The sequence below is a fragment of the Sinorhizobium fredii USDA 257 genome, from assembly GCF_000265205.3.
Classification (GTDB): domain Bacteria; phylum Pseudomonadota; class Alphaproteobacteria; order Rhizobiales; family Rhizobiaceae; genus Sinorhizobium; species Sinorhizobium fredii_B.
This window is the reverse complement of record NT_187163.1, coordinates 14,627-38,467: the sequence shown is the minus strand read 5'-3', so window position 1 is coordinate 38,467 and position 23,841 is coordinate 14,627. Positions and strand designations below refer to the sequence as shown.

22 protein-coding genes and 2 pseudogenes are annotated in these 23,841 nt (G+C 61.0%); 10 read left to right on the top strand and 14 right to left on the bottom strand.

Annotated elements, in window-relative coordinates:
- Positions 1–69: 69 nt before the first annotated feature.
- The gene (locus USDA257_RS30555; RefSeq protein ID WP_014857846.1) at positions 70–732 is read right to left on the bottom strand and encodes a BON domain-containing protein; all 663 of its coding nucleotides are present in this window, start codon (positions 730–732) and stop codon (positions 70–72) included.
- A gap of 487 nt (positions 733–1,219) precedes the next feature.
- On the opposite strand from USDA257_RS30555, the gene USDA257_RS30550 reads away from it, so the two are divergent.
- Positions 1,220–3,073 carry an ABC transporter ATP-binding protein/permease gene (locus tag USDA257_RS30550; RefSeq protein WP_037456670.1) on the top strand — a complete coding sequence of 618 codons (1,854 nt, stop codon included), beginning with the start codon at positions 1,220–1,222 and terminating at the stop codon, positions 3,071–3,073.
- A gap of 290 nt (positions 3,074–3,363) precedes the next feature.
- Here the strand turns inward: USDA257_RS30550 and USDA257_RS30545 are convergent, their stop codons facing one another.
- The 3 genes from USDA257_RS30545 to polX form a co-directional block, all read right to left on the bottom strand.
- Positions 3,364–3,810: a host attachment protein gene (locus tag USDA257_RS30545; RefSeq protein WP_014857844.1), complete on the bottom strand. Its 447-nt coding sequence runs from the start codon at positions 3,808–3,810 to the stop codon at positions 3,364–3,366.
- Positions 3,811–3,827: 17 nt separating this feature from the next.
- Complete coding sequence (locus USDA257_RS30540) at positions 3,828–4,643, bottom strand: 3'(2'),5'-bisphosphate nucleotidase CysQ family protein (protein WP_015633515.1); 816 nt, start codon at positions 4,641–4,643, stop codon at positions 3,828–3,830.
- 174 nt (positions 4,644–4,817) lie between these two features.
- Positions 4,818–6,545: a DNA polymerase/3'-5' exonuclease PolX gene (gene polX, locus USDA257_RS30535; protein WP_037456668.1), complete on the bottom strand. Its 1,728-nt coding sequence runs from the start codon at positions 6,543–6,545 to the stop codon at positions 4,818–4,820.
- 181 nt (positions 6,546–6,726) lie between these two features.
- Here polX and USDA257_RS30530 point away from each other — a divergent pair, with 181 nt between their 5' ends.
- Positions 6,727–8,937 (top strand): 1-acyl-sn-glycerol-3-phosphate acyltransferase, encoded by a 2,211-nt coding sequence (locus USDA257_RS30530; protein ID WP_223843482.1) that lies wholly within the window; start codon positions 6,727–6,729, stop codon positions 8,935–8,937.
- On the opposite strand, the gene USDA257_RS30525 is transcribed toward USDA257_RS30530, so the two are convergent.
- Complete coding sequence (locus USDA257_RS30525; RefSeq protein ID WP_015633514.1) at positions 8,897–9,208, bottom strand: GYD domain-containing protein; 312 nt, start codon at positions 9,206–9,208, stop codon at positions 8,897–8,899. The genes USDA257_RS30530 and USDA257_RS30525 overlap by 41 nt on opposite strands.
- Positions 9,209–9,595: 387 nt before the next feature.
- Between USDA257_RS30525 and USDA257_RS38880 the strand changes: the two genes are divergently transcribed.
- A complete protein-coding gene (locus USDA257_RS38880; protein ID WP_014857839.1) occupies positions 9,596–10,132 on the top strand; it encodes an Hsp20/alpha crystallin family protein in 537 nt (178 codons plus the stop codon).
- 103 nt (positions 10,133–10,235) lie between these two features.
- Here the strand turns inward: USDA257_RS38880 and USDA257_RS30515 are convergent, their stop codons facing one another.
- The 3 genes and pseudogenes from USDA257_RS30515 to USDA257_RS30505 all read right to left on the bottom strand — a co-directional run bounded on the left by USDA257_RS30515 (position 10,236) and on the right by USDA257_RS30505 (position 12,813).
- Positions 10,236–10,538, bottom strand: coding sequence for a hypothetical protein (locus USDA257_RS30515; protein ID WP_014857838.1), 303 nt, complete (start codon positions 10,536–10,538; stop codon positions 10,236–10,238).
- Between the two features lie 292 nt (positions 10,539–10,830).
- Positions 10,831–12,193 (bottom strand): annotated as a pseudogene (locus USDA257_RS30510) (nicotinate phosphoribosyltransferase).
- Between the two features lie 98 nt (positions 12,194–12,291).
- Entirely contained in the window at positions 12,292–12,813 is a 522-nt protein-coding gene (locus USDA257_RS30505; protein ID WP_014857837.1) for a universal stress protein, read from the bottom strand.
- A gap of 180 nt (positions 12,814–12,993) precedes the next feature.
- Between USDA257_RS30505 and ftsH the strand changes: the two genes are divergently transcribed.
- The 4 genes and pseudogenes from ftsH to USDA257_RS38620 form a co-directional block, all read left to right on the top strand.
- Positions 12,994–14,880: an ATP-dependent zinc metalloprotease FtsH gene (gene ftsH, locus USDA257_RS30500; protein WP_080579809.1), complete on the top strand. Its 1,887-nt coding sequence runs from the start codon at positions 12,994–12,996 to the stop codon at positions 14,878–14,880.
- A gap of 138 nt (positions 14,881–15,018) precedes the next feature.
- On the top strand, positions 15,019–15,459 hold the full coding sequence (locus tag USDA257_RS30495; protein WP_014857833.1) for a DUF2267 domain-containing protein: 441 nt from the start codon (positions 15,019–15,021) through the stop codon (positions 15,457–15,459).
- Positions 15,460–15,568: 109 nt separating this feature from the next.
- On the top strand, positions 15,569–15,985 hold the full coding sequence (locus tag USDA257_RS30490) for a DUF3775 domain-containing protein (RefSeq protein WP_014857832.1): 417 nt from the start codon (positions 15,569–15,571) through the stop codon (positions 15,983–15,985).
- A gap of 59 nt (positions 15,986–16,044) precedes the next feature.
- Positions 16,045–16,206, top strand: a pseudogene (locus tag USDA257_RS38620) (BON domain-containing protein); the annotation flags it as partial.
- On the opposite strand, the gene USDA257_RS38315 reads toward USDA257_RS38620, so the two are convergent.
- Complete coding sequence (locus USDA257_RS38315) at positions 16,195–16,455, bottom strand: hypothetical protein (protein WP_048655418.1); 261 nt, start codon at positions 16,453–16,455, stop codon at positions 16,195–16,197. The pseudogene USDA257_RS38620 and the gene USDA257_RS38315 overlap by 12 nt on opposite strands.
- 29 nt (positions 16,456–16,484) lie before the next feature.
- On the opposite strand from USDA257_RS38315, the gene USDA257_RS38125 reads away from it, so the two are divergent.
- On the top strand, positions 16,485–16,763 hold the full coding sequence (locus tag USDA257_RS38125; protein WP_048655417.1) for a BON domain-containing protein: 279 nt from the start codon (positions 16,485–16,487) through the stop codon (positions 16,761–16,763).
- A 216-nt stretch (positions 16,764–16,979) separates the two neighbouring features.
- Positions 16,980–17,486, top strand: a complete 507-nt coding sequence (locus tag USDA257_RS30480) for a hypothetical protein (RefSeq protein WP_014857830.1) — start codon at positions 16,980–16,982, stop codon at positions 17,484–17,486.
- On the opposite strand, the gene USDA257_RS30475 is transcribed toward USDA257_RS30480, so the two are convergent.
- Genes USDA257_RS30475 through acsA form a run of 5 tightly spaced genes read right to left on the bottom strand, consistent with a single transcriptional unit; the run spans position 17,471 to position 22,596 of the window.
- Positions 17,471–17,716 carry an acyl carrier protein gene (locus USDA257_RS30475; RefSeq protein ID WP_014857829.1) on the bottom strand — a complete coding sequence of 82 codons (246 nt, stop codon included), beginning with the start codon at positions 17,714–17,716 and terminating at the stop codon, positions 17,471–17,473. The two genes, USDA257_RS30480 and USDA257_RS30475, sit on opposite strands and share 16 nt — an antisense overlap.
- Complete coding sequence (locus USDA257_RS30470; protein ID WP_014857828.1) at positions 17,713–18,870, bottom strand: dihydrolipoamide acetyltransferase family protein; 1,158 nt, start codon at positions 18,868–18,870, stop codon at positions 17,713–17,715. Before USDA257_RS30470 ends, USDA257_RS30475 begins: the two co-directional genes overlap by 4 nt.
- Positions 18,867–19,853, bottom strand: a complete 987-nt coding sequence (locus USDA257_RS30465; RefSeq protein ID WP_014857827.1) for an alpha-ketoacid dehydrogenase subunit beta — start codon at positions 19,851–19,853, stop codon at positions 18,867–18,869. Before USDA257_RS30465 ends, USDA257_RS30470 begins: the two co-directional genes overlap by 4 nt.
- Positions 19,850–20,851 (bottom strand): pyruvate dehydrogenase (acetyl-transferring) E1 component subunit alpha, encoded by a 1,002-nt coding sequence (gene pdhA / locus USDA257_RS30460; protein ID WP_014857826.1) that lies wholly within the window; start codon positions 20,849–20,851, stop codon positions 19,850–19,852. The genes USDA257_RS30465 and pdhA overlap by 4 nt, the downstream gene beginning before the upstream one ends.
- The gene (gene acsA / locus USDA257_RS30455) at positions 20,848–22,596 is read right to left on the bottom strand and encodes an acetate--CoA ligase (protein ID WP_014857825.1); all 1,749 of its coding nucleotides are present in this window, start codon (positions 22,594–22,596) and stop codon (positions 20,848–20,850) included. Before acsA ends, pdhA begins: the two co-directional genes overlap by 4 nt.
- A gap of 264 nt (positions 22,597–22,860) precedes the next feature.
- On the opposite strand from acsA, the gene USDA257_RS30450 reads away from it, so the two are divergent.
- Positions 22,861–23,547, top strand: coding sequence for a dienelactone hydrolase family protein (locus USDA257_RS30450; RefSeq protein WP_014857823.1), 687 nt, complete (start codon positions 22,861–22,863; stop codon positions 23,545–23,547).
- The last annotated feature ends 294 nt before the right edge of the window (positions 23,548–23,841 follow it).

Here is a 23,841-nt window from a genome sequence, read left to right as displayed (position 1 = left end):
AATCACTGCAGCTTGACAACCACAGCTTTCCCAGCCCGGACCGGATGACTACCCAATGAAATCTCACATTCAGTTGCCGACCACGCTCAACTGATCATCGACGGCAGTCACACCGGGCGCCGACCAAGCGGCTCGTTTCGCCATCACCTGCGCCCGCAGATTCTGCACCCTTCCGCGCAATGTGACGTGACCGTCTGAAACATCCACCTCGATATTCTCAGCCTCGATCTCGGCATTGCGTTTGAACGCCTCTTCTATGCCGCGCCTGATCTCAGAGGCCTCCACGCGAGGGGGGCGGAGCTTGAGCTGGTTGACTATGCCCGTCACCCCGGAGAGTTCACGCACCGCCTTCTCGGCCGCCGAACGCTGGAAGTGCCGGTCGACCATGCCGCTCAAAGTGACCAGGCCCTTTCGCACCTTGACCTGGATCTCGTTCGGCTCTGTGATAGATGCTCGCCAGGCGAGGATTTTCAGGACGCGGCTGGCGATCTCGTCGTCGGCAGTCTTCTTGTGTTCCGGCAGCCGTACCTCGATATCGTCCGCGATAGCGCGCACGCCCCTTATCCTCTGGACTGCCTCGACCGCGGCTTGCCTTTCCGAATAGCTGAGCACGTGACCCGTTAAGGTCACGATGCCATCCTCGGCAATGACACCGATATTCGCGGCATCTAGGCTCGGTTCGTATTCAAGTTCGTTCAGAATGTCCTGACGCAGACGGATGTCGTCGTTCATCGTCTCCCCCTTGGCGCAAACGCGCCCTTCGAAAACTCGCAGGTTTATTATCGGCGATCTTCCGACCGTCAGTCATTGAGGAATATCAAGACGGGCGGGGACGGAGGTCGGCGTGCTCATCCGAGAGACCGAAAGCAGCCGCGAGTTCCTCGGCAGTATGGGGATTGTGCAATTCATCTTCCGCATCCGCGGTTCCTTTTCGGCACACCTCAGTCGGCGTTTCCGCGACCGATCTTCCATGCCCTGCACGTTGGCCGCCCTGGCGGTGACAGTAGCGAAAGATCTTGTCAGGCAAGGAAGGCTAATTCGTCCATTTTACTATCGCTTCCGATTGAGCCGCATCAATTTCTCCGTCGACCCGCGTGATACACACTACAATCGTTTGGAAAATAGATATGCTCTTCATGATAGACCGCCTCGGGAGGACGCGTTGCTTTGGTCGAGCCGCAAGTTGGACGAGCAGCCGCATTCAACCTCTGTCTCCTCAATGCGCAGCTTCTGGGGATTGATGTTCGCCTATTGGCGTTCCGACCGATGGCAGGAGGCTTGGGGGCTGGCGGCGATCATTGTCGTGCTTACCGCCTTGTCGGCAATGGCCAGCGTCTGGTTCGCCGAAGCGTCGGGCGAACTTGTGAGCGCGATCGCCTTTCTTCATCATCCGGAAAACCCGACGACGCTTAAGACCATTCTGTCGAGCGCGGCAAGCTTGGCCACGATCGTCGTGGTCAGGGAAGTGGGATTCACTGCTTTCCGCCACTTGTTCTCGACGACCTTGCATCGCAAGTGGCGCGCGTGGCTCGATCGGCGCTTCAACGATGCGCTGCTCGATAGCAATCACACGCATTTTCACCTCCAGCAGGGTGCGGCGGAGGCCGTCCCGACGAAGGTTGCCGTGCCAGACAATATCGATCAGCGCATCCAGGAGTCGATCAAAGGGATGACCGGAGGCGCTATCGGCCTCGCCATAGGTGTCGCCGGCGTGGCCCTGTCGCTGTTCTTTGTCGGCGGCAAGATCATCGAGACCTCGACCGAGGTCAGCGGATTGGAGTTCCTCGGCAGTTATGGCAGCGCCTGTCTGACTGTTGCTGCCGTCGTCGCCTACGTCCCCATCAGCACGTTGCTGGCAGCGAAGCTCGGAGAGATCCAACAGAGGCTGGATGTCAGAATGCAATCGGCGGAGGGCAGTTACCGTCGCGACCTGGCGACGCTTCTCCACCGCAGCTTCCACGTCGCTGCAGCCAAGGGGGAGGGAGCACAAAGAGGTCTCCATCGGCGGCGCTACCTCGACGTCGACCACACCTGGGCGAATCTCAACATCCTGACGGCGATCTATATGGGTTTCGAGCTTGTCTACAACTTCTTCGGCTCGCGCCTCGTCGCCTACGCGCCCGGGCTTCTCCCCTATGTAGAGAACAGGATCAGCCTACAGGCCTACATCACCGGCGCCGAGCTGGCCAACGCGATCATCAACGATTGCTCGTGGTTCATACACGTCATGCCGGACATCGCGAGACTGAGGGCAAACGCAACACGCATAACCGACCTGGCAAAGGCGATCGAAGACGCGCAGCAACCGCGCGAGTTCTATGCCCGTACCGGCCACTCCGAGTTGCGTTACGACCAGCAGGATCCACAGTTCGGTTTGACGATCCAGCAGCTTGAACTTATGCACCCCGGCGATGACGAACCCTTCGTCACCGCCGGGAACCTCCACGTCAAATGCGGCGAATGGACTCTTCTCGTTGGCGACTCGGGGAGCGGCAAGTCATCGTTGCTCAAAGCTATCAACGGTCTCTGGCCGCATGGCCGTGGCGCGATCGTGATGCCGAGGAACGTGCGAACGCTCTATGCCGCGCAAGATATTCATCTGCCGCCAGTATCGCTGAAGGCACTGATATGCCTGTCCGATGCCATTGAAGCTCATTCGGAAGCGGAAGCCGCCGCAGCGCTGAGTAGAGCCGGCCTTGCGGATTTCGTCAGCGACCTCGCCATGGAGGGGCGGGACAATCAAAGCTGGGACCAGCTTCTTTCTGGCGGTCAGAAGCAACGGCTCGTTCTGGCACGGATCCTTCTGCTGCGCCCAGGGCTTTTGTTTCTGGACGAGCCGACCAGCGCCCTCGATGGCGAGGCGACGGTCGCGTTTCACCAAGCCATCCGAGATCATTGTCGCGGCGCCACAGTGATCAGTGTCATGCACGATGCCACGCCTCCGAAATCTGCAAGCGGCGAAGAGTTCTACGACAGCGTGCTCGTTATTGCAGACGGTGCTGTTACAAAAACTCCTTTGGCAAATCTGACAACTCGGCCCGTCGGTCCCGCGCGTGTGAAACCGCGCCCATAAATTGAGGCAGGTCTTTGAGGGCAAGCATCGCTGACGCATTTCACACAAGCGATCCTGCGGCCGACTCGCGCGGTGACGCGAGAACCCGAATTTGCCATTAACTCCAAGTCTCCCGATTGCAGCCTCTATCGAGTGCTTATCCAGACTCTTCAGTTCGCCGCGCGGGCAGACCTCCGGTTATCGCTGGTTCAGCCGCACGACGCATCTGTCATCGGCCCATCTGCATGGCGATATTCCTTATAGCATAGCCGCCTCGCGCGTGCGCTCCGCGATAATACATTTGGCCAATGCTACTCCGAGAGATAGCGCTCGATCTCCGGAATTGGAAACTTTACCAGATCCTTGGCCACTTCGGTGGCTACTGCTGCACGTGTCGAGGGATCCAATCGCTTCCGCAGGATTCCAAGCACGCGCGGCGGGGCGACAAGAACCACGTTCGCGATATCTTTATGGCGCACCAAGCCACTCAATTTTTCGGCGACCTGCACCAGAAACGTCACTTCGGCCTCGTCGTGCCAGTCCGTTTCCTGCATCGAGCTTCGCGCGCCGCCTTGCGACTGGTAGACGCGGCCTTGGCGGTCCGTTCCGAGATCCCGCGTCGGCGGTTGATGTCCGGAAAAGATCTCGACCGGAACGAGATTGAGCAGTTCTTGATCACCCTTGTTGCGAAGGATCAGGGCCTTGGCTCCGTCGCACACAAGAACCCAGCTGTTGTGCGCAATTGTTGCTGTTGACATGATCGTCTACCTCGCTTTCATCGTCTGGAACTTTCCTCGGTCAGGGGATTGGAAACGGGCAATCTCGCCTGTCGCTCGGAATCGATCGACGCCAGCGCCTTTGCTGCGAGAGATCGCGTCCGTGCGGCAACAAAGCCCCGATTTATAAGGCTGCCGCAATAGACGAGCGGAGAACCGTTTGGACGAAGCACCACGCCACCGGTAGCTTCGATCAAAGCCTGACCAGCGGCACTGTCCCATATCATCGTTGGTGAAAGTCGAGGGTAAACATCGGCCTCACCGGCGGCGATTAAGGCAAATTTGAGGGAAGAGCCTAGCTGCTTGATAATACAGGGTTGCCATTGAGCAACGAGCGCCGCGGTCTGTTCATCCAAATGAGAACGGCTGGCGAGAACAATCGGATGAGAGTGATCGTGGGGCATTCCGTCGAGCCTGATGCGGCGGCCGTTCTCATCGATCATGAACGCCATGCGCGGACCAGCGGCAACATATAGCCGATCAAGGGCTGGGGCGAAGATCACACCGGCCGTCGCTACGCCGTTTTCAACGAGCGCTATGTTGACTGTAAATTCGCTACGCCCGGCGATGAACTCCTTGGTGCCATCCAGTGGATCGACGAGGAAGCAGAGGGGTGGAATCTCAAAGCTCGATTCGAGAGCGGGCGCCCGCTCTTCACTGATCATCGGAATAGCCGGGAAAAGAAGAGAGCAGCCCCGTCGGATGACTGCTTCGCTTCCGATGTCCGCGGATGTAACGGGCGACTTGTCGTGCTTGAGGTGTGTTGCCAGACCCGCGTTTCGCGATCTCAGGACGGCAGCTCCGGCCGTCCTCACAAGGGGCAACAGTCCTTCGACGAGATCTCTGCGTGCAGTATCATCCACAGTCCGTGCCTCAATCTTCGGTTACTTCGCAATTGCACTGATTTTACGCGCAACCCGCTTGCGCTTGTTGATCGGCATCAATGAACTTCGACATGGCCGGGAACTAGTCGGCGGAATGATGAAGCCTCAAAGGCCTCTTCTCGACAGCAGCTTCTTAAGCTCTCCCCAGGAGCGCGTGTTCAGGACGTCGTCCGCCTCGATCCAGCCTCGCCGCGCCTGGTCGACGCCGTAGCGCATTGCGCGAAGACCCATGGTCGAGTGCGCATCCGTGGAGATCGCCAGCTTCACGCCGATCTGCTTGGCTTGCCGGCAATGGACGTCATCAAGGTCGAGGCGCGTCGGATGCGCGTTGACCTCAAGAAAGCAGCCGCGCTCCCTGGCGGCCGAGATGATGCGGTCCATATCCACCGCATAGCCCGGCCGTTCTCCGAGCAGCCGCCCGGTCGGATGTGCGAGGATATTGAAATAGCGGTTGTCCATCGCACGGAGAATTCTCTGCGTCTGTTCCTCGATGCCAAGGTTGAACTGGTAGTGAACGGCGCAGACAGTGAAGTCGAGTCGTTTCAGGATACTATCTGGCAGGTCGAGCTTGCCGTCGGCGAGAATGTCGACCTCGCAAGACTTCAGCAGCCGGAAACCATCATATCCGTCATTGAGCTTGTCAATCTCATCGAGTTGAGCCGCCAGGCGTTTCGGATCGAGCCCGTGTGCCACGGTGGCATGTCTGGAATGGTCGCTGACGGCCAGATATTCGTAGCCGAGGGCCTGAGCGGCCGCGGCCATTTCGGCAAGCTCGCTCTTGCCATCCGAGGCGCGCGTATGGGTGTGCAGGTCGCCTTTGATGTCCTGCAGCCAGACCAGGCGGGGCAATTTGCCGGCAAGGGCCGCCTCGATCTCGCCGCGGTCTTCGCGCAGTTCGGGCTCGATATAGGGCAGGTCGGCAGCCCGGAAAACTTCCTCTTCGGTGCGGCCGCCAATTCTCTTCTCACCGTCGAAGATGCCATATTCGTTCAGCTTCCAGCCTTTATCCTGGATCCTCTTCCGCACGGCGATATTGTGGGCTTTCGAGCCGGTGAAATAGTGCAAGGCCGCTCCATAGCTTTCCTCTGCAACAACCCTCAGGTCGACCTGAATGCCGGCCTTCAGGAGCACTGTCGATCGGGTTGGGCCCTTCGACAGCACCGTCTCGACCTCGTCGTAAGCTACGAAGTGCTCGATCGCGGCTGGACCATCGGCACAGGTGGCGAGGACGTCGAGATCGCCGACGGTCTCCTTCCGGCGTCGAAAGCTGCCGGCCACTAAGGTCTGGGTGATGCCCAGAGCGGACCTCAGGTAATCTACCAAGCCTCTCGCGAAATCCTCGGCGGTCGAGATCTTGAAGCGCTTTTCGGCGGTTCGGTGCTTTGCAATCTCATCGAGGATCTTGGTTTCGATAGCAGCGCTGAAGCGGGGTAGTTCTCTGACCCTGTGCTCCCGTGCCGCCTTTGCCAGTTGCTCGAGTGTCGTAATTCCGAGGCTTTGATGCAGCACATGCACTCGCTTGGGACCGAGGCCGGGTATCGCCGTCAATGCGGCAAGAGCTGAGGGCGTGCGTGCCTCGACCTCCTCCAGCGATTTCAAATGGCCGGTCTCCACGAACTCGGCGATCTTGCCGGCAAGGTCTTCGCCGATGCCGGGCAGGTCCGAGAGGGAGCGTCCTTCCGCCATCATCTGTGCGACATTCTCAGGAAGGTCCTCGATGGTGGACGCCGCCCGCCTGTAGGCGCGGATACGGAACGGATTGGCAGCCTCGATTTCGAGCAGGTCTGCCATTCGATTGAACAGAGCAGCGATATCGGCGTTGTGGACCGTCATTGTATGAAGATGATCCGGGGCCGGCTTTCCAGCCTTGAGGCAAATCAAAGTCCGACTTTGAAATGCATCAATGCGAAGCCAGCGCGTTAGGCTATTGTCCTTGTCCATGGAAACTGGGCAGCCTTTAGCCCCCGCCTCAGTTGAGGAGCAGGGTTCGCGCACTCGCGATGTAATCGCGATCGTGGCTGACCTTGCACGCGAATTGTATCCTCAGCGTGCCAGATTCATCAACGTTCGCGCCACCAGTAGCATCGAACGCGATCTCGGTATCGACAGCCTCGGCCGCACTGAGCTGGCCTTGCGGATCGAGCGGGCGTTCCGCGTCAGACTATCCGCTCAAACTGTCGCCGAGGCCGAAACCGTTCTTGATCTTGCGGAGGCCCTAGAGCGGGCTCAACCTATGGCGGAACGGGTCCTCCCCGGCGCCCGGGCGGCTGCAATTCTGCCTGCCGTTCCGGCCGCCACTGAGGCGCGGACGCTGGTGGAGGCCCTCGAGTGGCATGCGGCACGACATCCCGACCGCGTGCATCTGACCGTACTGCAGGATGAAGTGACCAGCCTAAGCGCGCAAGCCTGGCTGTGGGCGATACACAACTACCGGGCGACCTTCTCCGCTTCTCCCAATTTCGGTTTCGAAATCTGTCTCAACAAGATTGCCGATGCTGACGTCGAGGGGCTCGATCTCAGCTCGCTACGGATGGTCGCCAATGGTGCTGAGCCGGTGAGCGCGAGAACCCTGTGGAGGTTCGTCGAGCGGTTCGGCCGCTACGGCTTTCCTGCAACCGCGATGGCTCCAGTCTATGGACTTGCGGAATGTTCAGTTGGTCTCGCGTTTCCGCCTCTGGGGCGGCCGCCTCTCATCGACGGCGTGGCCGAGATCGCCACCCCCCAAGACGCCATGGCGCTTGAAATCGTCGCCTGTGGCCAGCCATTGCCCGGCCACGAGATCCGTATCGTCGACGACGCGGGGCATGAGTGCGGCGACCGACGCGAGGGAAGACTTGAATTCCGTGGTCCCTCGACAACGGCCGGCTATTTCCGCAACGATGAAAAGACCCGCGCGCTCTTCCATGACGGCTGGCTGGATAGTGGCGATCGCGCGTACATGGCCAAAGGTGATGTTTTCGTGACCGGACGCGTCAAGGACATCATTATTCGAGCTGGTCGCCATCTCTATGCGCACGAGATCGAGCAGGCAGTTGCCCTTGTCCCTGGAATCCGCAGGGGAGGGGTCGTCGCCTTCGGCACGTCGGATCGGGTCTCGGGCACCGAGCGCATCGTCGTCGTTGCAGAGACCCTACAGACCGACCCGGTTTCGCGAGCATCACTGCAGGCACGAATTATCGAGGTGACGTCAGACATTGCCGGCACGCCGGCCGATGAAGTCGTGCTGGTGCCGCCACGCTCGGTGCCAAAAACATCGAGCGGCAAGATCCGTCGCAGCGCCGCGAAAGCGCTCTACGAGAGCGGCCGCATGGGCTCTGCTCGGCCCACCGTTCCGTTGCAATACACGCGGCTCATGCTCTTGAGTGCCAGCACGCAGGCGCGACGCCTGGCACGAGTCTTCCGGGAGACGCTGTATGCGGCTTGGTGGTGGACGGTTCTCAGTGTTGCATGTCTGGCCGGGTCTCTCGCTGTGCTCATCGTCCCGCGCCTTTCTTGGCGTTGGCGAGTCGTCAGATGGATCGCGCGTGCGGCGCTTGCCGCCATGGGCGTGTCGGTCTCCACAGACGGAGTGGAGCGCATCCCCGGCAGAGGCGCGATGCTCGTCTTCAATCATTCGAGTTACGTGGATGCGCTCCTCCTCGCTGCCGTTCTTCCGGGCGAGCCGGCGATCGTTGCCAAGAGAGAGTTGGCCGAGCAATTCATCGCAGGGCCGCTGTTGCGGCGCCTCGGTATTCCGTTCGTGGAACGCTACGACGTTACAGGTAGCCTGCAGGACGCCGAGGCATTGACGGAGCTTGCGCGTAAGGGCCGGGTGCTGGTTTTCTTTCCAGAGGGCACCTTCACCCGTAGAGCCGGCCTCTCAGGCTTCTACCTCGGGGCGTTCAAGGTGGCGGCGGAAGACGGTCTGGCGATTCTGCCCGGCGCTATCCGCGGAACAAGATCGATGCTTCGCGCCGACCAATGGTTTCCAAGACATTTGCCGCTGAGCATCGAGATCGGCGAGCCGATTGCGCCATCGGGTTCGGGATTCGAGTCCATTCTACGGCTGCGCGACGCAGTACGCATCTCCATGCTTGCCCGCTGCGGAGAGCCGGATCTCGGTGAGCTGGTAAAGCCGGAACCGCCAAGGAGCGTAGCCTGGGAAGGTCACGAGCGGCGAATTCACTCCACGGTGTCCCGCTCCTTCAGGGACTCACGACAAACGACGGCGGCAGCTCGCGTATAAGCTGAATGGATTGCTCCAATTCCGTGGCGGCCCAGATTTCCGTCGTCGCGTGGCCGAAGGTAGTCGCGACCTTGGTTGCAGTGGCGTTATCGGGTGCCGCGAAGATGTCGAGGTAGTCAGCGGGGCCGAGGACAATACAATTTGCCTTCCAAGGCACCTGAGGGCATTCGCGGCGGATATGCTCGGCGATCTGGTGACTCAGGCTCTCGAGCAATTTCGGCGACTGCATCGCTTGATGGCTGAGGCGCGTCAACATGATGAACGCTGCCATAGCGGCACTTCCCTCGTTTTCTCGCTGTCGGCAGGATATGCCGCAGCGCGCAACCGGCATTGAGTGGCGTCAATTGCCGCTTTCGAGCGCTCCTCTCGAAAGCCTTCGGGGAGTGTCGGCTGGCGAGAGCCGGATAACCGACGCGAAGTTCGCGCGAAACGGAACACAGGCGGCCTGGCTCATATTGGAGCGCCCCCGGTCCTTAATATGAATCAATGTTTGGTCTCCGTGTCGCCGAGCGCCAAGAAGCTCACGTCCGTTGGCGGGAAAAACGCGGCGTTGATCCGCGTCAATGTGATTGCGCCACGATCGGCGTTTCATCAGTCATTGCCGGCCGGTACCGTCCGGCGGCGAGTGGTTGCCACCATGCACCGGGAGGAGTTCACTATGGCCAAAATTGAAACCAAGTTGCCCGTGAAGACCGAAAAGAGGGAGCCCGCTGCCAGAGAGGATATGTGGTCGCCCTTGGAAAGTCTGCGCCGCGAGATCGACAAGCTGTTCGAGACTTTTCGGCCGGCCGCGTGGAGTGTTCCTTTCAGTCGCTCGTTGCTCGGATTCGAGATGCCGTCACTCACAGGGAAAGAGTGGCAGATCGCACCGGCCGTCGATCTCGTCGAAAAGGATACGGAATACGAGATATCTGCCGAGTTGCCGGGGCTGGAAGAGAAGAATATCGAGGTCAAGCTGTCAAACGGAACGCTGACGATCAAGGGCGAAAAGAAGGAGGAAAAGGAGGAACGGGAAAAGGACTATTATCTTTCCGAACGCCGTTTCGGCTCTTTCCAACGGCGATTCCAGCTTCCTCATGGCGTCGATCCCGACAAGATCGAGGCAACTTTCACCAAAGGCGTGCTGAAGCTCAAGCTTCCGAAGACACCGGAGGCTCAAAAGAGTGAAAAGAAGATCGCCGTGAGAGCAGTCTAGTGCCGCATCGATTTCGTTGAGGTTGGTCGCGCATCGCCTTCAGGCGGTGCGCGATTGCACCAAAGCCGTGACATCTTCTACGTGGTGAAGCAGATAGACCAATCTACCCTCGGTATCGAAAATCGGCCTGTTGACCGGTTTCCCAGAATTTCGTCACGAATGAGCCTTCCGGGTTCCGCGCGTCGTAGCGCTGGATAGGCATTGCGTCGACAATGCCGCGTTCAGCGACCTTCGTTAGTGATGCGAAGAGATGGCTGACGCCGTCAGCCATCGGGTCTTCAGGGGTATCCGGAAAGACGTCGAACAGGGGAGAGCCAGCAATCTTCGCTGAGGATGTCATGGTGGCCGCTCCATAAGCCTCGTTGATGTCGACGATGTGCAGGCCTTTGCGAGGGTCGAATAGCAAATACGGCTCCCGAGAGGCGGCAAACCTTGTCTCGAAAAATCATACGTTGGACGGCTGCTTGCGTGAGGTCCAGGTCGGCTTGGAAGCCTTCGTGCTGTGACTCAAGAACAGCCTGATCGCGCAAAGCCTTCGCCAACAGTTCCCTAAGGATGCGACGATCAGCTTCGTGACCTTCCTTTTCGAGGAGTGCTTTAAATCGCGCGATGTTGTGGCGCAAGATAAAGGCGTGCATGGCAACCCCATCGAGGCGCTCTTTCGAAGCTGGTCATACTGAGCGCCGATCGGGAAGGCGTCAACACAAGTATTGCGGCTTTGGTGGTTGGTGTGGAAACAACCGCGAGGCAGCAAGACGACGGCGCGTCTGCGTTTCATGGTCGGCGAGATCGCTGCTGATGTGAATCGAGTAGGGAGGCGCGGCCCGCTCCAGCGCACGCAAGGCTGGCGGAAGCTCGCAGACTCGAATGCGGGTTTCATCCACCAGGGCTGCCAATGACTTGCGCGCGCTAATTCGCCGGCCTCCCGTCATGACAGGCGCAAGAAGCCGTCGTCCGCTCAAGTCCTCATAGCTGCGGCCAATGGTGTCTCCAACCGCGGCGCCGTTGCGTATGTGACGAAAGGCCTGCTTGCGCCCGGGGAGCGTGACCTTGTTCGCAGAAAGCTTCATGCGGCCAAAGCCGGCATATTCCGTCAACTTGTAGGCGATATCGAGGGCGGCCGCGTCTGGCGACACCATCATGTCCGTGCCGACACCAAACGCGTTGATCGGCGCGCCGGCACGCAAGAGACCTTCGATGCTCCATTCATCGAGGCCACCACTGGCGAAGATCTGCACGTGTTGCAGCCCGCCCTCATCTAGGAGTTGTCTTGATTGTCGGGACAGTTCGAGCAGGTCGCCGGAATCCAGTCTTATGGCCTGCACCTTGAAAGTAGACTTCATGCTCTTGGCAAGGTCCACGACAGTCCGGACGCCAGCGATCGTGTCGTAGGTGTCAACGAGCAATGTTGTCTGAGGAAAGAGCTCGGCCAAGCACCGAAACGACTCCATCTCGTTTGGGAAAGCCTGAACGAAACTATGGGCGACCGTACCAGCGACCGGTATGCCGTAGCGCCGGCCTGCCTCCACATTCGATGTGGCCGACACTCCGGCAAGATAGGCAGCACGCGGCGGCGTCCACACCATGGGCGCGCCGGCTTCCGAAGTCCACGACGGCCCGACCGTTCGCGGCCTCGACGATCCTAGCTGCTTTCGACGCGATCACGGTCTGAAAACCGATCTGATTGAGGATGAGCGTTTCGAGCAACTGTCCCTCCGCGATCGGGGCGATGACCTCCAGGATCGGCTCCTTGGCAAATACGGGGGTGCCCTCAGCTACAGCAAAAATCTCGCCACTGAAGCGAAAGGACCTTAGCCAATTCAGGAACTCCGGCCTGAACCTGCCAAGTGAAGCGAGATGGGCGATATCATCCTCGTCGAAGCGCAATCCCTCGATGTCATCCAGAAGCTCTTCGACCCCGCAGGCGACAAGGAAATTTCTCTCCGGTGGAAGCTTTCTCACGAACAGGCTGAAGACGGCAATCTCGTCCATGCCAAGCGAATGATAGGCGTCCGACATTGTCAGTTCATAGAGATCGGTGAAAAGCGCGGTTACCGGCATGATACGAAGCTCTTCATAACTTTGCGGTCAGTCGCTCGACGGAGCCATGGCTATGGCTTCGTGATCGTTTTCCAACTTCCAGGGCCTGGTCGGGATGTTCAGCGTACCACCATGACGGAACAATGTGCATGCTGGATGATCTTTTGCGACACGCTTCCGACCAGCATACCCCTCAACCGCCCGAGCCCACGGCTTCCGACGACGATCATGTCCGCACCGACGTCCTCAGCGACCTTAAGGATTGTTTCAGCGTAGACGCCGGGCTCGACGCGCGTCTCCACGCTGCTGACGCCGATCCTTCGGGCAATATCCGCAGCATCCTCGGCAATACGGTCACCCAAGACCGAAACCATTTCTCCGATGTCGCCTTGCGAGGCACGGAAAAACTCGCCCATCGAGCTGGGAACTCGCTCCAATTGCGGCATAGTCACGGCCGACACACAGCGGACGAGATGCTCTGGCTCGGCGAGGCGGCTCGCCTCCTCGGCCCTCAGCCCATGCAGGATGACGTGAAGGATCGTGAGTCTTGCTCCGAGAGCTTTGGCTATGTTCGCCGCCATCGCCACGGCTTCTCGGGCTTTGTCGGATCCATCGGTTGCGACAAGAATGTGCTTGGTCATGGCACTTGCTCCATTTTGGCAAAGTCTCGGCCAATTCTCGGTGGAAGGCCTTGACGCTCGTCAAAGAGCTCTGCGACCCAGATCCAGTTTGCGCCGTGTCCATAGTTTGACGCGGGTCAAGGCGGCGCGCGGTAAGGCATGAAAGGCTCGTTTGCATCGAACGAAACCGGAAGCCGGCCGATGAATAGGAAATGGGTTTTCAATCTCGGCTATGTGCTCGTCGCACTCTTGTTGATCGGAACCTTTGAATTCTGGCTGAGCTATCGCGACGTCGCGCAGCTCAGCTATTCCGATGCCTTGCAGGCGGCGCAGGACGGCAGGATCGCGTCGGTCGTCGTGACAGAGTCCTTGATTGAGGGAGAGTTCAAGCAGCCGGAGGAGGGGAAGAAGTACTTCGTCGCGCATCGTGTCGATCCTTCGCTGGCCGAGGTCTTCGAGAAGGCCGGTGCAAAGGTGTCCGGCGGGACCGACAGCAATTGGGCGATGACGCTGCTTTCCTGGATCTTCCCGTTGTTTGTCTTCCTGGGACTTTGGTTCGTGCTCTTTCAGGGCGTCGCCGAGCGTGGCGGCCTCGTCAATATCGGAAAGTCAAGGGCCAAGGTCTATCTCGAGCGGCAGACGGGTGTGACCTTTGACGATGTGGCTGGCGTCGACGAGGCGAAGGCTGAGTTGCAGGAGGTGGTCGCCTTCCTGAAGGACCAGGCGAAATACAGCCGCCTCGGCGCGCATATTCCCAAAGGGATCCTCCTCGTCGGGCCACCCGGCACGGGCAAAACGCTGATGGCGCGCGCGGTTGCAGGCGAGGCCGGGGTGCCTTTCTTCTCGATTTCCGGCTCGGAATTCGTCGAGCTCTTCGTTGGCGTCGGCGCCGCCCGCGTGCGGGACCTTTTCGACCAGGCGCGACAGGCCGCTCCCTGCATCATCTTCATTGACGAACTCGATGCGCTCGGTCGCACCCGCAGCCCCTTCGCCGGCTATGGCGGCGGCGACGAGAAGGAGCAGACGCTCAATCAATTGCTGGCCGAGCTCGACGGCTTCGACCCGCGCGTCGGCATCGTGCTTCTGGCTGCCACCAATCGTCCGGAGATCCTTGATCCAGCCCTTCTGCGCGCAGGCCGCTTCGACCGGCAGGTGGTCATTGATCGCCCGGATCGAAACGGCAGGGCAGCAATCCTTAAGGTCCATATGGCTACTATCGCGATCGCGGACGGTGTGCTTGTGGAGGAGATCGCCGGCATGACGCCGGGATTCACCGGCGCCGATCTTGCCAACCTGGTGAACGAAGCCGCGATCGTCGCGACGCGACGCGGCGCCGAGCGGGTGGCGATCGAGGACTTCAACAACGCGGTCGAGCGCATCGTCGCCGGTTCGGAACGCAAGAGCCGCGTGCTGAAGCCCGACGAACGCGAGCGGGTCGCCTATCACGAAATGGGTCACGCATTGGTCGCCTCGAAGCTCTCGAAGACCGATCCGGTGCAGAAAGTGTCGATCATTCCCCGCTCGATTGGGGCGCTTGGCTACACATTGCAGCGCCCCACCGATGACCGCTTCCTCATCACGTCGAGTGAACTTAAGGAGCGCATGGCAGCCCTGCTCGCCGGCCGGGCGGCTGAAGAGCTTATTTATGGTGAGGTCTCGACCGGTGCGGCGGATGACCTTGCCAAGGCCACCGATGTGGCGCGGCAAAGCGTCGTGCGCTTTGGCATGAGCCCGCAGGTTGGTCAGGTTGTGCTCGAAGAGCAAAGGCTGCAATGGCTTGGCGATGGTCCCGTTGCGCCACGGCAGAAGGATTATTCCGAAGCGACCGCGCGCGAAATCGATCTTGCGGTGCGTTTCATGATCGACGACGCCTACCAAGGAGCCAAGGCGATACTGCAGGGGTGCATGGGGGAGCTCAAGGCCGGAGCAATGCTGCTGCTCGAGCACGAAACCATCACTGCGCAGGACTTTCCCCCGCTACTTCGGACGGGTGGCCAGACAGCCAGGACGACCACGGATGGTGAGACCGCGTCTTCCCGTCGCACGGCTGAATCGCAAGCCGGCGGGCGAATGCTCGATCGCCGTTGACGCACATCAATGCGGCGCGGCGGCATTCGTTGCATCCTGACCCTTGTCGCTCCGAAAAGGGCGGCGGGCATATGATCCGAGCCATTGTCTGGACCGGCCCGATGACAGCACGCCAATCCTGGGGCAAAGGAGGAACTCATGGCAAGCGGACATCCGAGCTTCGATCATACGATCCAGGAAGGCAATATGTGGCTGAAGGCAGTGGCTGAACGCCTGCATTTCGAAGGACGGCGACACGCTTACAGCGCGCTCAGGGCTACGCTTCACGCGATGCGCGACAGGCTGGCCCCGGAGGATGCCGTCCATCTCGGCGCGCAGTTCCCGATGGTCATTCGTGGACTCTATTTCGAAGGCTGGCGACTGGCGGGAAAGCCGACGGACGAGCACTCCATTGACGAATTTTGCGAGCGTATAGCCCGGGAGCTTCCTCCTCAGTTCGGGATGGATGCCAAAACCGTCGCGACGGGCGTTTTCGATGTGATCTTCAAGGAACTCGACCCCGGCGCGGTTGCAAAGGTGATCGATCAACTGCCAGTGCCCTTGAGGAGCCTGTGGCCGCAAGGCGCGCGACGTGATTAAGACGGGATGAAGTACGTACGGCTTGCCGAACGCGTCCCGGTCTAACCAATCGAGCGATCAGCTGCACGCTACCCTGCTGCCACGCTCCTGATTACAGGTGGACGGAACAATGTTGACGGTCTTGAACCTTTCCCAGGTGCGCTTCATCGCCCTGCTGGCCAAAGCCGCTCGCACAGAGAGTGACGCGCTGCTTGGCAACGTCCCCGAGGAGGATTTCGCTGAGCCAAAGCCGTCGCGCGGCGACCACGACACATTGGCGAGCCTCGGCCTGGAGGACCTTCCCGTTGGTACGTCGCAACGCGATTTTCTCAAGGCTGCGATCAACCGGCTTCCGGGGGCGGCGCTCTATGAGCTCTACGCGCTGATGCGCGTCGGGCAGGGGAACCTCTCGGCGAAGACCTTCGAGCGCGGCCTGTCGGATGCTGAATCGCGCGACATCGCCGAATTGGTCGCAATGATCGTGGAAAATCCGGATCTGCATGATCAGCTCGTCAAGGCCCTCTATGAATGCCGTCTCGAAAGCTGAGGATTTGACGTCCGACGAGCTGGGGCGCGCGAGGACGAGCGCTGAACCGGGAGGATGCCATGGAGAATTCGGAGCTGGTCCGGCGTGCGCTTGCCGCCTTGCGCAGCGAACCGCGCCTCGGTCCCACTTTCAAGCTCGACCTCATTCGGATGGAGCCGGATGGGGCGGCACTCCTTGAGGGAGAGGTCGAAACGGTGGCGCAGAAGCGGCTAGCGCTCGAGCGCGTTGCAGCGATACCCGACCTCAACGGCCTCGTCGACCGGATTCGCGTGCGGCCTGCGGTCCCGATGAGCGACAACGGCATTCGCGATCACCTGCGAAAGGTGTTGGTACGGGAGCCAGCTTTCGAGGGGCTGCGCATCACCGAGTGGGATGGCAAGGGCGCCAGGGAGGTCCGCGGCGCCACGAGAGACGGCGAGATCGCGTTCGAGGTCCAGGATGGCGTCGTCACGCTCAACGGGCGCTCGCAAGCCTCGCCTCGAAGCGGCTCGCGGGCGTGTTGGCATGGTGGATCCCGGGTAGTCGCGACGTCATCAACGGAATTGCCGTCACGCCGCCGGAACAGGATGCACCGATCCTCGTCGAAGAGGCCGTGCGTCTGGCGCTGGAGAAGGACCCTCTGGTCGATGCTGCGCAGGTCCGGGTCGGCGTTCGCCGCCGCGTCGTTCGCCTGACCGGATGGACGAAAACTGAAGCGATCCGCGCCGCCGCCGAGGCGGATGCCTGGTTCGTATTCAGTGTCGATGACGTCATCAACGAGATCGAGGTCGGATCGTAGCGCTTGTCGGCGGCTTGGATTCGTTTGTTTGCCGCAGGTTCTGATCGCAAAACCGTGGGACACTTTATGGAACCTGCTCAGCTTTGAGCCGCATCATTGAGCCTTGCCCGAGGCCTGCTACCGTTTTGAAGATGTCTCATAGGGGAGGTGGCAAATGCTACAGGAGTTGGGAACGACCCCGTCGCAAAACCCCCGCTTGATTGGAGGATATCGGAGATGGAGCCCTATGCCGTCGATATCGACCCGGAGCAGATCGTCCGCTGGATCACTGACGAGGATCACGCCACACCGTGCAAGTTCCGGATCGCCGCCAGCCGGACGTCCGAGCACCGGGCGATCCCTCTTGACGACGCGCGCCTTGGAGATGAGGAGCGCGAGGACCTGACCGAAATCGCAACTGTTGCCACGCTCGAAATCGCTCCGGTACCGGCCTCCGACGGCTGGGTCTTGACCGTAACCGTCGAGGATGAAATCGGGCCTCGGCCGGCCAGGGCAGGCATGCGCGAGATTGACTTGGCGTCATTTTACGATCAGTTCGTTCGTACCGGGCGAGGGACCGCCAGCGTGGCCGCCGAGGTTGACGGGCCGGAAGGGGAGGTGCGGCTCTCGCGCCTGCTCGATGCCGTTGCGACAACCGGCACCCGACTGCGTAGAACGCCCAGGATTTGTCAAAAACGATTGGCGTGCCAGTGCAGGCTGGAACCGGATCACGGCAGCCTCTGACGCAGAAAGGCCACCGCGCCCGAAAGCGTTTGCAGGTCCGGATAATCCTGTTCGAGGATCTCGACGCCTGTCGCCTTGTGCAGACCGATGACGAAGTTCAGGAAGTCCATCGAGTCGATCTCGAATTGCGCACGAAACGACTTGTTCGGATCTATGGGCTCGCCTTCGACATCCGGAGCAACTGCATAGAGGGACCTCGCCACGAGGTCGGAGAGCTCGGCATCGGTCATAGACCCTCCGGATGTGCAAGGAGTTCGGACAGGCGGGTGAGGAACTGAGCCGCATGCCGACCGTGGCTCACTCTGTGATCGCCGGCGAGCGTCACCTGGATTACTTGGCGAATGGCTACGGCATTGCCGACGACCCAGGGGCGAGGGCATGCTGTCCCGCAGCCGACAATCGCCACCTGGTTCGGGTAGATGAGCGGAAAGACACTGTCGGCATTACCTTCGCCGAGATTGCTCAGGGTGACCGTGCCGTCGGTCATCTCGGAGCTGCGCAGCCGGCCGAGCCGAGCCCGAGGCACAAGCTCGGCGATCACGTCCATCAGTTCGTCGACGGTTCTTGAATCGGCGTCGCGGATCGCCGGTGCGATCAGCCCGCCGCCGCGCAACGCGGTCGCAAGCCCCATATGCACAGCTGGCGACGGCCGGAAGACGCCATCCTTATAATGACCATTAAGCTCCGGCACTTGCTTCAGCGCCAGTGCCACTGCCTTCATCAGCGGTGCGATGTAAAGGAGCCGTCTTTCCATCGGACGAATGGCGTTCTGTGTCTCGAGCCATTCGAAGAGCGGGGTGGCGTCGATCGCGTGCATGACCCAGTAATGCGGAATATCGCGGTGGGAGCGGACCATGGCAGCACCGATCGCCTTGCGCATCTCGTCGAGGTCGAGGCCTGCCCCACGGCGGTGCGCTCGTTCAGGACCCGTGGGCACCTGTGCAAGTCCGATGATGCCGTCAGACCCGGGGGCCAAGCTCTCTGGCGATATGCCGAGGGCGGCGGCTCGCCGACGTGCGGCGGGCGTGATCCGCAAGGAAGGCGGTGTTGCCGGGGCCGGCGCCTCTTCAGCTCTCGTGAGTCGCTCTTGTGGTCTCGGTTCGACCGGCTTGGTCGTCTTCACGGCGGGAATAGATGCTTCCTCTTCCGCGGGGCCAACGATCGTTGCAAGCACGGTGCCGACAGGAACCTTTCGTCCCGGCTGAATCCGCTGCTCGCCGATGATGCCCTCATTGAAGACCTCGATCTCGATCGCGCCCTTCTGCGTCTCGACGAGCGCGATGATGTCGCCCCGTTCGACGCGATCGCCCGGCGCTTTGAACCATTCGACCAGTGTTGCGGCTTCCATATCGGCGCCAAGCGACGGCATCTTGAACTCGATCATCGTCGCATCGCCTTTCTGACGGCAGCGGCGATCGACTGCGGCTGAGGAAGCGCCGCGAGTTCGAGATGCCTCGGATAGGGGATCGGCACCTCTGCGCCGCAGACCCGCGCCACCGGGGCATCGAGATCGTAGAAGGCCTGCTCTGTGATGCGGCTGGAAATCTCCGCCGCAAGACTGCCGCTGCGCCAGGCTTCGTCGACGATGATGGCGCGATGCGTCTTCCTGACCGAGGCGATGATTGTCTCATCATCGAGCGGACGCAGGATTCTAAGGTCGATCACCTCGCAATTAATGCCTTCGCTGGCGAGCATGTCCGCGGCGTCCAGTGCTTTCTTGACGCAGGCGCTGTGGGCGATCACGGTCGCATCGGCGCCCTCGCGTCGCTTCGCCGCCTTGCCGATATCGACGGACATGTCACCTTCGGTCGGGAGTTCGTCTTCTTCATTGTAGAGCGTCGCATGTTCCATGATGACCACGGGATCGGGATTCATCAGGGCGGGCCAGAGCATGCCGCGCGCGTCGGCGACGGTCGCCGGCGCCAGAACCCGGATGCCGGGAATGTGGCCGTACCAGCCCTCCAGGCTATGCGAGTGCTGCGCCGCAAGCTGGCGTCCGGCACCCGTCGCCATGCGGATGACGATCGGCACCGAGAATTGTCCGCCCGACATATGCCGGAGCGTCGCGGCGCTGTTGACGATCTGGTCGAGCGCCAGCAGGCTGAAATTGATCGTCATGATTTCCACGATCGGGCGCATGCCACCGAGAGCGGCTCCGATACCAGCGCCGACGAAAGCGGATTCCGAGAGCGGCGCATCGCGAATGCGCTCGTCGCCGAACTCGGCGGGCAGACCGAGCGAACAGGCATAGGCGCCGCCATAGCGGTTGACGTCCTCGCCCATGAGAAAGACGCGCTTGTCCCTGGTGAGGGACTCTCGCAGCGCTTCCCGCACGGCTTCGCGATAGGTCATGCGGCGTGTGGTCATGGCACGGTCTCCGGCGGCGAGATGACGTCTTTCACAAGGTCCTCGACCGGCTCCCAATCCGCCGCTTCGGCGAAAGCGACGGCAGCGTCGATTTCCTGCGCGACACCCGCCTCGATCTCCTGTCGGTCGTCCTGGTGAAGGATACCGGCGGACAAGGCCCAGTCAGCGAACAGCATGATTGGATCCCGCTTCTTCCATTCCTCGATCTCCGCCTTCTCGCGATAGAGATCTGGATCAAACATCGAGTGCGCGCGGAAGCGATAGGTCATGGCTTCGATGAAGCGCGGACCCTCGCCCCGGCGAACAGCATGAACGGCGCGGCGCGCCGCCGCTTCGACATCCACGACATTCATCCCGTCGACCGCTTCCGATTCAATACCGTAGACGGCGGCGCGTTCGCTGATGGAAGGGTTGGATTGCGACCGGGCAAGGGCCGTGCCCATGGCATAGAGATTGTTCTCGCAGACGAAGAGCACCGGTAGGTGCCAAAGGGCTGCGAGGTTCAGCGACTCGTGGAATTCGCCTTCCGCGGCCGCTCCCTCCCCGAAAAAGCAGCAGGTCGCCCGTTCGATTCCCACCATCTTGTCGGCGAGTGCGAGGCCGACGGCGAGCGGCAGCCCGCCTGCGACAATCGCGTTGCCGCCGAAAAAGCGGTGGCGCGCGGAGAAGATATGCATGGAACCGCCGCGGCCGCGGCTGGAGCCGGCCGCCTTTCCGAACATTTCGGCCATCACTTCGTTCATCGGAAGGCCGCGCACCAGGGCATGGCCATGCTCCCGATAGGTTGCGACGATGGCCTCGTCTTCCGAAAGCGTAGAGATCACACCGACGGCATTTGCCTCCTCGCCGATGTAGAGGTGCAAGAAGCCCCGGATTTTCTCCTGCGTATAGAGCTCGGCGCACTTTTCCTCGAAACGGCGGATGCGCGTCATCTGGCGCAACAGCTCGAAGGCATGCTCGCGGGTCAGGTGGACGCGATCATCAGCTATGTTCCTCATTTCTCCACCTCAAGCGTCGAGGTGTCGCCTTCAGGCAGGCCGAGCTCACGAGCCTTCAGGAGCCGCCGCATCACCTTTCCGGACCGGGTCTTCGGAAGGCTGCCGCAGAAGTCGATATAGCGGGGCGCGACGGCAGGCCCGAGCCGCTTGCGGGCATGGGCGAGCAGATTCTTGTGCAAGGTTTCGTCGGGCGTGTAGCCGGGGCGAAGCGCCACGAACGCCTTGACCACCTCCATCGCAACCGGATCCGGAATGCCGATCACGCCGGCCTCGGCCACGGCGGGATGCTCCAGCAAAGCACTTTCGACCTCGAAAGGGCCGATCAGATGTCCGGCGGACTTTATGACGTCGTCCGCGCGACCGACGAACCAGTAATAGCCGTCGGTGTCGCGCTTAACGAGATCGCCCGTGAGATACCAGCCATCGACGAAGCACTTTTTATAGCGTTCCTCCTCATGAAGGTAGCCGGTGAACATCGACGGCCATCCCGCCTTCAGCGCCAGTTCACCCTGCTCGCCCGGCGTTTCGACAAAAGTCACGGCACCGGAGGTCTCACGCCTCACCACAGCCGCTTCAATTCCTGGAACCGGCCGACCCATGGAGCCCGGCCTGATCGGCATCGACAGAAAATTGGAGATCATGATGCCGCCCGTCTCGGTCTGCCACCAGTTGTCGTGGATCGGCCGCTTCAGGACATCGCGCCCCCAGATCACCGCTTGGGGGTTGAGCGGCTCGCCGACGCTGGCGATCAGGCGTAGGCGGCTGAGGTCGTACCGCTGCGGTAGGTCGTTGCCGGCTTTCATGAGCATGCGGACCGCCGTGGGGGCGGTGTACCAGACGGTCACCTGCTCACGCTCGAGATTGACGTACCATCTTTCAGCGTCGAATTCCTCCTCGTCTGAGATGAGCGTAGAGCCGATCAGGAGCGGCGCAATGATGCCGTAGGAGGTGCCCGTCACCCAGCCGGGGTCGGCGGTGCACCAAAAGATGTCGTCCGGTTTCAGGTCCAGCGCGTAGGCCGCCGTCAGCTTGTGGGCGACGGCCGCGCCGTGCACGTGCATTGCTCCCTTCGGCCGCCCCGTGGTGCCGCTGGTGAAATGGATGACTGCGAGATCATTTGCACGGGTTGGGGCGATGTCGCAAGTGTTCGGCTGTCCGGCGAGCGCCAAATCGAAATCCACCCCACCATCGCCGCCGCCGACCAGGATGATCGTCTTCAGGCTCGGCAGGTCACCAAGTACCGGCTTCACCTTACGCTCGAACAGTCGCGCAGTGGTAACAAGCGCCCTCGCTTCCGCTATCTGCATGCGCGCCCTGATCGGCTCCGGGCCGAAGGCGGAGAAAAGGGGACTGAACACGGCACCTCTTTTCCAGGTTCCGAGGGCAGCGATGTAAAGTGCCGGCACGCGACCGAGAAGGGTGAAGACGCGTTCGCCCGGCACAATCCCCAGATCGGCGAGCGCATTGGCAAAACGGGCACTGTCTTCCGCAAGCCTTGCATACGTCAATGTCGTCGCCAGACCTTCCGCAGCGATCGAGCGCACGGCAATACGCCGGCCACGTCCAGCGGCAACATGGTGATCGGTCGCTTCGTAGCCGATATTGAAGCAGCCGGGCGCGTCAACGCGGCGACCGAAAGTCTCCTCCGGCGTGGGCCAGACAAAGCCATGCCGGACTGCGTCATAGTCAGCAAGGTTCGGCGACGACCGCTGTTTGTCACTCCCGATGTCGATACCCGCTGCCATTACCGCCTCCTTCTCCTCAAACCAAGAATGACCGGAATGCGGGCGGGCAGCATTGATTATGGTCAAAGATCGTCTGTCGCGGCTTGCTGAGCGCATCGCTACGACGCGCCGACATGGGCTTGTGCGGCTCTCTCCGTTCCTTGCCCTCGTATTGGCAGCCGTTGCCGACGTGGATTGAGCAGGATCAAAGTCATTCTGCGACGTTGTGCAACACTGCAACTGTTTCTGTGAAGCCATCGCATTTCCTTCTTGAAGAGGCGAGCCATGACATCCGGCACTGCGCAGACAACAATCAACAGATCCGAAGTCATCGATATCGAGATCGCGCCGCACGGCTTGCCGGGTCGCCTTCGCCTTCCGCCAAACCCGCGCGGAGTCATCGTTTTCGCTCATGGCAGTGGTTCCAGCCGCAACAGCGCGCGCAACGTTTATGTTGCGGAAGCGTTGCGGGAGCAGGGGTTTGCAACCGTGGTTTTCGACCTCCTCAGTGAAGAGGAAGCTGAAAATCGCGCCAATGTTTTCGATATCCCGCTTCTGGCCGAGAGGACGGTTAGTGCATGCAAGTGGGCCTCGACTGCCAATTGGACTCGAGGGCTGCCAATCGGTCTTTTCGGCGCGAGCACCGGCGCAGCTGCGGCTCTTCAAGCGGCGGCCGAGCTCGGCGACCAGGTGTCTGCACTGGTCTCGCGAGGCGGTCGCCCGGACCTCGCGGGGGCGCTCGAAGAGGTCAGGATGCCGACGCTCCTAATCGTGGGGGGATCGGATCGTGACATTCTCGGGTTGAACCGGGCAGCCTTGGCGATGCTTGCCGGTTCCAAGAAGCTGCAGATTGTTCCGGGCGCCTCCCACCTGTTCTCGGAACCGGGAGCGCTCGATGCGGTGGCCGCCGCCGCAGCGGAGTGGTTCGGTCACTACTGCCGTCAGCGCGAAGTCGAACAGGAACGGAGATAGGCGCGTGCGTTTCTCGAACCGTACTGAGGCTGGAAAACAGTTGGCGAAGGCGCTCGAACATTTTCGGGGCGAAGACGTCGTTGTGCTCGCGCTGCCACGTGGGCCGTGCCTGTCGCGGCCGAGGTCGCAAGCCATCTCGGCGCGCCCCCTCGACCTTCTGCTAGTTAGTGCGCAAGATCGGGGTACCCCGGGAGCCGGAACTCGCGATGGGGGCAGTGATCGACGGCAGCGAGCCGACCGTCGTGCGCAACCGCGAGACAATCCGCGTCGCCGGCATTGCCGGCGCCGAATTCG

Excerpts from the sequence above, each read along its gene's own strand:
- USDA257_RS30490 (WP_014857832.1), top strand. The coding sequence starts at position 15,569 with ATGTTGACGGTCTTGAACCTTTCCCAGGTGCGCTTCATCGCCCTGCTG.
- USDA257_RS30470 (WP_014857828.1), bottom strand. The coding sequence starts at position 18,870 with ATGATCGAGTTCAAGATGCCGTCGCTTGGCGCCGATATGGAAGCCGCA.
- pdhA (WP_014857826.1), bottom strand. The coding sequence starts at position 20,851 with ATGAGGAACATAGCTGATGATCGCGTCCACCTGACCCGCGAGCATGCC.
- USDA257_RS30550 (WP_037456670.1), top strand. The coding sequence starts at position 1,220 with ATGCGCAGCTTCTGGGGATTGATGTTCGCCTATTGGCGTTCCGACCGA.
- USDA257_RS30480 (WP_014857830.1), top strand. The coding sequence starts at position 16,980 with ATGGAGCCCTATGCCGTCGATATCGACCCGGAGCAGATCGTCCGCTGG.
- USDA257_RS30555 (WP_014857846.1), bottom strand. The coding sequence starts at position 732 with ATGAACGACGACATCCGTCTGCGTCAGGACATTCTGAACGAACTTGAA.
- USDA257_RS38880 (WP_014857839.1), top strand. The coding sequence starts at position 9,596 with ATGGCCAAAATTGAAACCAAGTTGCCCGTGAAGACCGAAAAGAGGGAG.
- USDA257_RS30465 (WP_014857827.1), bottom strand. The coding sequence starts at position 19,853 with ATGACCACACGCCGCATGACCTATCGCGAAGCCGTGCGGGAAGCGCTG.
- USDA257_RS30505 (WP_014857837.1), bottom strand. The coding sequence starts at position 12,813 with ATGACCAAGCACATTCTTGTCGCAACCGATGGATCCGACAAAGCCCGA.
- USDA257_RS30450 (WP_014857823.1), top strand. The coding sequence starts at position 22,861 with ATGACATCCGGCACTGCGCAGACAACAATCAACAGATCCGAAGTCATC.
- USDA257_RS30545 (WP_014857844.1), bottom strand. The coding sequence starts at position 3,810 with ATGTCAACAGCAACAATTGCGCACAACAGCTGGGTTCTTGTGTGCGAC.
- USDA257_RS30525 (WP_015633514.1), bottom strand. The coding sequence starts at position 9,208 with ATGGCAGCGTTCATCATGTTGACGCGCCTCAGCCATCAAGCGATGCAG.
- USDA257_RS30475 (WP_014857829.1), bottom strand. The coding sequence starts at position 17,716 with ATGACCGATGCCGAGCTCTCCGACCTCGTGGCGAGGTCCCTCTATGCA.
- ftsH (WP_080579809.1), top strand. The coding sequence starts at position 12,994 with ATGAATAGGAAATGGGTTTTCAATCTCGGCTATGTGCTCGTCGCACTC.
- polX (WP_037456668.1), bottom strand. The coding sequence starts at position 6,545 with ATGACGGTCCACAACGCCGATATCGCTGCTCTGTTCAATCGAATGGCA.
- USDA257_RS30495 (WP_014857833.1), top strand. The coding sequence starts at position 15,019 with ATGGCAAGCGGACATCCGAGCTTCGATCATACGATCCAGGAAGGCAAT.
- acsA (WP_014857825.1), bottom strand. The coding sequence starts at position 22,596 with ATGGCAGCGGGTATCGACATCGGGAGTGACAAACAGCGGTCGTCGCCG.